General features: G+C 70.5%; 9 protein-coding genes. 5 read left to right on the forward strand and 4 right to left on the reverse strand.

The window, feature by feature from the left end; all coding sequences use genetic code 11:
* Positions 1 to 484, forward strand: a 484-nt coding sequence (locus RMO12_RS10950; protein WP_309639304.1) for a hypothetical protein, incomplete at its 5' end; no start/stop codon positions are given.
* Between the two features lie 228 nt (positions 485 to 712).
* Here the strand turns inward: RMO12_RS10950 and RMO12_RS10955 are convergent.
* The 4 genes from RMO12_RS10955 to RMO12_RS10970 form a co-directional block, all read right to left on the reverse strand.
* Positions 713 to 2,050, reverse strand: coding sequence for an FIST N-terminal domain-containing protein (locus RMO12_RS10955; RefSeq protein WP_309639305.1), 1,338 nt, complete (start codon positions 2,048 to 2,050; stop codon positions 713 to 715).
* A gap of 23 nt (positions 2,051 to 2,073) precedes the next feature.
* A complete protein-coding gene (locus RMO12_RS10960) occupies positions 2,074 to 2,748 on the reverse strand; it encodes a PhaM family polyhydroxyalkanoate granule multifunctional regulatory protein (RefSeq protein ID WP_309639306.1) in 675 nt (224 codons plus the stop codon).
* 174 nt (positions 2,749 to 2,922) lie between these two features.
* Positions 2,923 to 3,411, reverse strand: coding sequence for a retropepsin-like aspartic protease (locus tag RMO12_RS10965; RefSeq protein WP_309639307.1), 489 nt, complete (start codon positions 3,409 to 3,411; stop codon positions 2,923 to 2,925).
* 28 nt (positions 3,412 to 3,439) lie between these two features.
* Positions 3,440 to 4,441: a fumarylacetoacetate hydrolase family protein gene (locus RMO12_RS10970; RefSeq protein ID WP_309639308.1), complete on the reverse strand. Its 1,002-nt coding sequence runs from the start codon at positions 4,439 to 4,441 to the stop codon at positions 3,440 to 3,442.
* Between the two features lie 279 nt (positions 4,442 to 4,720).
* Here RMO12_RS10970 and RMO12_RS10975 point away from each other — a divergent pair, with 279 nt between their 5' ends.
* From RMO12_RS10975 to RMO12_RS10990, 4 genes are all read left to right on the forward strand, one after another.
* The gene (locus RMO12_RS10975) at positions 4,721 to 5,968 is read left to right on the forward strand and encodes a DUF3108 domain-containing protein (protein WP_309639309.1); all 1,248 of its coding nucleotides are present in this window, start codon (positions 4,721 to 4,723) and stop codon (positions 5,966 to 5,968) included.
* Between the two features lie 70 nt (positions 5,969 to 6,038).
* On the forward strand, positions 6,039 to 6,320 hold the full coding sequence (locus RMO12_RS10980) for a DUF3567 domain-containing protein (protein ID WP_309624945.1): 282 nt from the start codon (positions 6,039 to 6,041) through the stop codon (positions 6,318 to 6,320).
* 114 nt (positions 6,321 to 6,434) lie between these two features.
* Positions 6,435 to 7,481 (forward strand): homocysteine S-methyltransferase family protein, encoded by a 1,047-nt coding sequence (locus RMO12_RS10985; RefSeq protein WP_309639310.1) that lies wholly within the window; start codon positions 6,435 to 6,437, stop codon positions 7,479 to 7,481.
* 211 nt (positions 7,482 to 7,692) lie between these two features.
* The coding region (locus RMO12_RS10990; protein WP_309639311.1) for a hypothetical protein at positions 7,693 to 7,882 on the forward strand (190 nt) is incomplete at its 3' end.

Here is a 7,882-nt window from a genome sequence, read left to right on the forward strand (position 1 = left end):
CTCAGCCGGGCGTGTCGGGCTCGCCGTGGCTGGACGGAGGCCGCGGTGGCGGCGTTGCGCCAGGGCGCGGCGGGATGACTGGCCCGGGCTGCCGCGGCGCCCGCATCGCAGGCTGGGGAGCGGGCCGGTGCGGCGGCGCGAAGGCCCGGCGCGGCCAGACCACGATGGCGCGATCTGGCTCGGCCGGCATGCGCGCCCGTGCCGCGTCGCGCTCGGCCTCGGCCCGCGCGGTGCGCTCGCGGGCAATGTCGAGATCGATGTCGCGTTCGCGCTGCTGCTCGAGCTGGCGTGCGATGCGCTCGGTGACGGCGTTCGATTCGATACGCGCGGCTTCGCGCCGCGCATCGCCCAGCGCCGGGTCTTCGGGGGTGAGCGTCCAGCTGCGCTCGATGCGCGCGCCTGCCAGCGGCCGATCAGTGAAAACAACGCGACCATCGGCCGTGCGCTGCTGAACGATTTGCCGGGCCGGCGGGGCGGCCGCTGACGGTTCGCCCCGCACTCCAGCGATGGATGCGGTTTCGCCGCGTGCGGGCAGCGCGGCGCTCAGCAGAGCGAGGACGAGCAAGGCAGGGCGCATGGCGATTGGAGGAGCGCACGCCGCGCCGGGTTCCGTGTGCGTGGCCGGGCGCGCATGTGCGCCCGGCCGGTGCGGCGCTGCACCGTGCGGGCGCGGCGTCTTGATCGAAGCCGCAGAAGCGGTCGCGGGCCGGGCTCAGGCCGGCGCCGTGAACACGGTGAGCACGCCGGTGTAGCCATACAGGTGACGGTGACCAATCTCGCCGGCCGCGAAGAAGCCGACCAGCGGCGGCGGCGTGCCGTCGGAGCCGCCGAGCGCGTGGCGCACCAGTTGCAGCTCGGCCGAGGGCGCACCGAAATGCGGGCCGCCGCGCCCGCTGCAGCTCACGTAGAGGGCGCCGACGATGCGCTTGCCGCCGTGCGACGCTGCCAGCGTGGCCGCGCTGGCCGGGCGCGCCGACCTGGTCGCGGCGAGTGCTGCGAGCGGCAGCTCGTCGGGCTCGAGCGTGCTGCGGATTTCGGCGCCGATGCGCATCAGGTCGCGCCGCGCGGCGTCGGTGTCGCGGCGGCAGAAGGCGAGTTCCTGGCCCATCTCGGCCACATCGGCGATGGCGATGCCGCGGCGTTGTGGGTCGATGCCGATCAGGTGGCGCACGCGCGTTTCGGTGCCGAAGCTGCCGCGCCGCGTGGACGGTGCGAACTCGGAGGACGGCGCCACCGTCGCGAACGCCGCGTTGAGCGCCGGTGCGCCGAACTCGGCCGCCTCTTCATGGTCGCTCAAGCCGACCAGGGCGCCGCGCAGCCGCGGCAGTGTGCCGCGCGGGTCGTGCTCGTCGATTTGCAGGTCGCGCAGCAGGCAGTCGAGCGCCGGCTCGCCGTCGAGCGCATAGACCACATTGCGCTCGGCCTCGGTGATGCGACGCACCGGCCCGACCGGCAGGCACCCCTGGGTGACGCGCGAGACGATCGCCACCTCGCGCGCGAAAGCCACGCCCGAGAGGCCGCCTTCGAACACGCCGCCCGTCGGCGCCGGGGCGCCGCTCGCGTCGGCCGCGATGGTGAGGGTGCGCCGGCGCGACGAGGCGAGGCCGCCGAACAGGTAGCCGCTGCTGACGCGCTCGCTCAACTCGCCGATCAGCTCAGCCAGCTCGGGCGTGGCCGGGTCGGCATGCACCAGCGCGGTGTACGCCTTGAATCCGCCCTGGCCGGCGAGCGGCCGCTGGCCCGAGAACACGCGGAACTGCTCGCGCGGCAGATTGGCCAGCATCACCGCCAGGCCCGGCTCGTCGAAGTATTCGACCGCGCCCGCGCACACCCCGACGCCCACCGCACCCACCCAGGCGGCGCCCGGGTAGCGCGCGCGCAACTCCGCCAGCAGCAGGTCGGCCGCGCCCGCGTGGTGGTCGCTGAGGTAGCACCAGCCCAGCGTCGGTGCGTCGCGCTCGACGTGCTGCTGGTCGAGTTGGGCCAGCACCTGGGCAAGCGCGCTGCGCCAATCGGCGGCGCTCGCGTGGGCGTGGACGAAGGGCTGCATGCCGGTGCAGGGTGCGGGGCCGCTCAGCGCTTGCGCGCGACGCCCGATTTCTTGGCAGCCGGACGCTGCCGCGTTTTCTTCGCTGCGGCGGCCGACCGCGTCACGGTTTCGCTGCCGGCCTCCGCGGCCGCCTTGCGCGCCGATGCCGTGCCGACCTTGATGGTCTGCCCGGCGGCGTCGAAGCCTTGCTTGACCAGGTCGCCGGCGAACTGCCTGGCCGATTCGGTCGCGGTGTCCTTCATCGCGTTGGCAGCCAGTTGCGTGAACTGCTTGGTGAGCGCGCCCCACCACTGCGTCGGGTCGACCACCCCGGCTGCGGGCTTGCGAGCCTCGGCCGGCGCGTCGGGCTCGGCCGGGGCGTCGTCGGCCTCGGTGCCGACGGCGTCAGCCTCGGGCAGCTTGATGCGCAGCGATTCGCGCAGGTCGGCGACCTGCACGTTCATGGTCTTGAGCGTGGACAGCGTCATGCGCTGCACCTCCAGCGCCTGGATCGTGGCGGCCAGCATGCGCGCGTTCTGTTCGAGCCAGAACTGCACCGTGCGCAACTCGCCGATGCGCTTTTCAATCTCTTCCGGGTCCAAGGTCGGCGCGACCCACTGGCCGATGCCGGGCAACACCGAACCGGCGTTCTTGACCAGGCCCTGCAGGAAGTCGAAACCGGGAACCATCTTGGCGAAATCGGGTGCGGCGGCGGTCATGGCGTCTCCAGCGGTTGGGGTGGTTGTGCGGGCATTGTGCGGCGGGCGGTCGAGCCTGTGCAGGGTGTCGGGCATCACGCTGCCTGCTGGCGTGGTTGTGCGCGAGACCCCCGCGGATCGGTCGTGCAAAAACGCGGGGCGCGCCGGGTGCAAGCTTCGTCTGCCGAGCCGCTCTCAGTGAGCAGGATTGGCTTGGATGCGCAGCACGCCGCTTTGCTGCTGCAAGCGCAGCCGGCCCAGCACGTCCATGCCGAGCAGCGGCTTGTCCCCGAGCGCGGGCAGCACCACCAGCTCGAGCCGCTCGACGCGCACGCCGCCTTCGAGCACCAGGTCGGCGCGTGCCAGGCGCCCGCGTACCAAGCCACCCGCGGTGTGGGTCTGCACGCTGCCAAAGGTCTCCAGCGCCAGTTGGTGCGCCAGCTCGGCCGAAATCGCGCTGCGCGTGGCGCCGGTGTCCACCAGGAAGTCGAGCGCGCGACCGTTGAGCGTGCCGGGCCAGTGGTAGTGGCCGTCGGCTGCGCGCTGGAGCTCTATCGCGTCGGCGTTGAAGGAAAAGCGCGCGCGCTGCTGGCGCGCCACGAGCGCGTTGAACGCCAGGAAGATCGCCAGCCCGACCAGCAGCCAGACGGTCGCGATCTTCAGCGTGCGGGGCAATTCGTTCAAGGGGAAACGATGATCGGCGGTTGATGGCTCACCCGCCCGGCGGTGCGGATGCCGCCGATGCCACCACCTGCTCGATCGCCCCGAACACGCTCTGTCCATCGGCGCCCAGCATCTCGATGCAGATGACGTCGCCGACCCTCATGAACTCGGTCACCGGCGCGCCGCCCTCGATGGTTTCGATCGCGCGCTGCTCGGCGATGCAGCTGTAGCCGTGGCTCCAGTCCTTGTTGCTGACCGTGCCGCTGCCGATGATGCTGCCGGCGCGCACGTTGCGGGTCTTGGCCAGGTGGGCGATGAGCTGGCCGAAGTGGAAGCTCATCTCCGGGCCGGCCTCGCAGCGACCGACGGTCTTGCCGTTCCAGGCGGAGGTGAGCGTGAGGTACACGCGGCCGCCGCGCCAGGCGGCGCCCAGTTCGTCGGGCGTCACCGCCACCGGGCTGAAGGCGGTGGCGGGTTTGCTTTGCAGGAAGCCGAAGCCCTTGGCCAGCTCGGTGGGGATGAGGTGGCGCAGGCTCACGTCGTTGGCCAGCATCAGGAGGCGCACGCCGTCGATCGCGGCGTCCGGCGCGACGCCCATGGTCACGTCGCCGGTCACGACGGCGATCTCGCTCTCGAAGTCGATGCCCCAGCTTTCGCTCGCGCAGACGATGGGCTCGCGCGGGCCGAGAAAGTCGTCGCTGCCGCCCTGGTACATGAGCGGGTCGGTGTAGAAGCTCTCGGGCATCTCGGCCTTGCGCGCCTTGCGCACCAGCTCGACGTGGTTGAGGTAGGCGGAGCCGTCGGCCCATTGGTAGGCGCGTGGCAGCGGCGCCATGCACGCGGCCGGATCGAAAGCGAACGCGTGGCGCGCCTTGCCGTGGTTGAGCGTTTCGCTCAGGTCCTGCAGTTGCGGCGAGAGGAAGTTCCAGTCGTCGAGCACCTGCTGCAATCGCGTGGCGATGCCGCTCGCATAATGGGCCGAAGCCAGGTCGCGCGAGACGACGACGAGCTGGCCGTCGCGCGAGCCGTCCCTGTAGGTGGCGAGTTTCATCGGTGGGCCCGGAGCGCAGTCAATCGAGGTCGCGATTGTAAATTTCAAGCCATTGATGACCGTTCTCGCGTCCGCTCCGCTTCGCCCCGCCACCGCAATGCCGGTCCGTGGCGGGCCATGCCGAGCCACCGTCCAACGGCCCCGAGCACGTCAGCCGGCCAGCGCCGAGTCGCGTTGAAGACGGATGTCGCAGTTTTCAAAGTCCACCTCAATGCCTTGCCTCCCGACCGGGAGTCCGCGCGAGCGGTGGATGCCGCTGCCGGTGCGCAGCGAGCTTCGATGAAGACACGCGGCGCGTGGGTGATCGCCGGGCTGGCGCTGCTGGTGACCGGCCTGCATGGCGGCATGATCGGGCGGCTGGGCCCACGGCCGATGCCGCCGGTTGCGCCGTCGACGGTGCTTGCGCCACGAGCGGTGCTGCTGGCAAGCACCGCGCCGGGCCTGCCACCGTCGCTGCCACCGATGGCCGAGCCCGCCACCGACGCGGCGCCGCTGCGGCTTGACGAAGCTGTTGCGCCTGCGGTTCAACCCACCGTGCCGCTCGAAGTGGGCGGTGCATCGCCGGCGCGAGTGACCGCGCCGCGACGCGTCAAGGTGAGGGCCGAGCCCCCCGCCGTGCCGGTGGTTGAGCCAGCGGCCGCCGTGGTTGAAGCGGCGCTCGAGCGACCGGCCGCCGCGGTTGAGGTTGAAGCAGCGCCAGAGCCCGCGCTGCCGGTTCGGGTTTCGATTTCTTTGATGCCCAACGCCGAGCACGCACAGGCCGCCGCCGCGGCGGCGCCCGTGCCGCTGGCTGCAACTTCGGGCACTGCGGGAGTTGCGGGCACTGCCGAAGCTACCGAAGCTGGCGCGCCGCCACCCCCGCCCTCGCCGCCAATGCCGACCTACCGCACGCGCATTCCGCCCGCCGCGCGCGTGCTCTACCGCATGAGCCGCAGCGGCCTCGTCGGCAGCGGCGAGCTCGATTGGCGGCCCGAAGGCAAGCAGGCCTACATGCTGCGGCTCGAAGGGCGGCTGCCGTTGATCGGCACCTTGCTCGTGCAGACCAGCCGCGGCGGCTTCGACGCCGCGGGGCTCGCACCCGAGCGCTACACCGACAGGCGCATTAGCCGCGGCGAGCAGGCGGCGAACTTCCAGCGTGACGCAGGCAAGGTCAGCTTCTCGGGGCCGAGCATCGAGCTGCCACTGGTGGCCGGCATGCAAGACCGCCTGAGCGTGATGCTGCAGCTCGCCGCGATCGTTAACGCCTGGAGCAAGCCGCCCGCCGTGGGCGAGCGCCTGCTCATTGCGGTGGTGGGCGCACGCGGCGACTCGCATGTGTGGTCGCTGCGTTTTGAAGGCCGCGAGCCGGTCGACCTGCCCGAGGGCAGCGTGGCGGCGCTGCGCTTCCTGCGCGAACCGGAAGGTCCCTACGACACGCGCGCCGAGTTCTGGCTCGATCCGGCGCACTCCTACCTGCCGGTGAGGGTCCGTCTGACAGACGGCAAGGGGGACGCTCTGGAACTCTTGCGAGACGCCAAAGTCCCATAGCCATCGAGCGCGCCGCGGCCTTGAAACCCAGTTCGGCAGCACCACCTCGTGTCAGGAACAGGAGTTCTTCATGCACATGGTCTACAACTCGGACAACTTCGCGGTCGTGCAGTTTGTCGTGGCCATCGACGGCGAGGAGCCGGTCGGTGACGACGTCGTGCAGCGCACGCGCGGTGGCTTCGAGATCGTCGACAAATTCGCGCGCAAGGAGCTCTTTCTCGAAGGCGAGATGGCCGAGCATTTCAAGCTCGGCGTGGAGGCGCTGATCCAGAGCGAGCCGGGCACCGACGAGATCGACGCCTTCCTGGCCGGCTACACCACGCTGGCGCACCAGCCGGTCGTGCTGCACTGAAAGCCGCGGGCGGCCGGTCGGGCAGGGCCAACTTTTAGCGCCCTCGCGTCAGCGGACTGTGCGTCGCTTCTGGCAGCGGCCTCGCGCCGTGGCATCGCTTTCTACAATCGCGCCATGAAGACGCTTGCCTACACCCGCGGCGCGCAGCTGCCCGAGCTGCTCGGCCAACGCATCCTGATCCTCGACGGCGCCATGGGCACCATGATCCAGCGCTACAAGCTGGGCGAGGCCGACTACCGCGGCGAGCGTTTCAAACACCACCCGAAGGACCTGAAGGGCAACAACGAGTTGTTGCAGTTCACTCGGCCCGATGTCATCACCGAAATCCACGAGGGCTACCTCGAGGCGGGCGCCGACCTGATCGAGACCAACACCTTCGGCGCCACCTCGATCGCCCAGGAAGACTACGCACTGGCCGCGGTGGCGCGCGAAATGAACGTGGCCGCGGCGCGGCTGGCCCGCGCGGCGTGCGACAAGTTCAGCACCGCCGACAAGCCGCGCTTCGTGGTCGGCGCCCTGGGCCCGACGCCGCGCACCGCCAGCATCAGCCCCGACGTCAACGACCCGGCGGTGCGCAACACCAGCTTCGACGCGCTGCGCGCGGCCTACTACGAGCAGGCCGAGGGCTTGCTCGAAGGCGGGGCGGACATCTTGCTCGTGGAAACCATCTTCGACACGCTCAATGCCAAGGCGGCGATCTTTGCCATCGACGAACTGTTCGAGGCCAGCGGCGAGCGCCTGCCGGTGATCATTTCCGGCACCGTTACCGACGCGTCGGGGCGCATCCTCAGCGGCCAGACCGTTAGCGCCTTCTGGCATTCGGTGCGCCATGCCAGGCCCATTGCGGTGGGCCTGAACTGCGCGCTCGGCGCGGCCTTGATGCGGCCTTACATCGAAGAGCTGGCCAAGGCTGCGCCCGACACATTCATTTCCTGCTACCCCAACGCCGGCCTGCCCAACCCGATGAGCGAGACCGGCTTCGACGAAACGCCCGACATCACCGGCGGCCTGATCGAAGGCTTTGCGCAGGCGGGCTTTCTCAACATCGCGGGCGGCTGCTGCGGCACCACGCCGGAACACATTGCCGAGATCGCCAAGCGCGTGAGCGCCTACCGGCCGCGCGCGCGCAACGAGCGCTGGCTGAGCGGGCTGCCTGCCTGATACGAATTCGCTCTCCATCGAACTAGACCTGCGGTGCGCAGAGGCGTTCGTGAATCAGCGGCTGGTGTTGGGTCGGTTTGGGAGGTTCGCGGGGCACCGCCTGCCGCGAGCCTCCAAGCGTGGGTGTGCGCAACTCAGAGCACCGCCGTGTTTGCAAACGCGCGTCCCTGCCCGGACGCGCCTTTGCCGCGCCCCACCGAACCTCTTGCCCTTGCCCGCGAGCAAGCCGCAAGCCGCAAGCCGCAAGCCGAAGGCCGAAGGCCGAAAGTTGCCGACGATCCGGTTGCAGACCGCCCGTCGCATACGAAATGAAAGCGCATCGCATGACCGGCCTGCGGCCTGCGCTCACAACGCCAGCGCCACGGCCTGGCCTGCCAGCACTCCGCGCGTGAACGCCTCCT

This window comes from Methylibium sp., assembly GCF_031393925.1.
In the GTDB taxonomy this organism is placed as follows: Bacteria; Pseudomonadota; Gammaproteobacteria; order Burkholderiales; family Burkholderiaceae_C; genus Methylibium.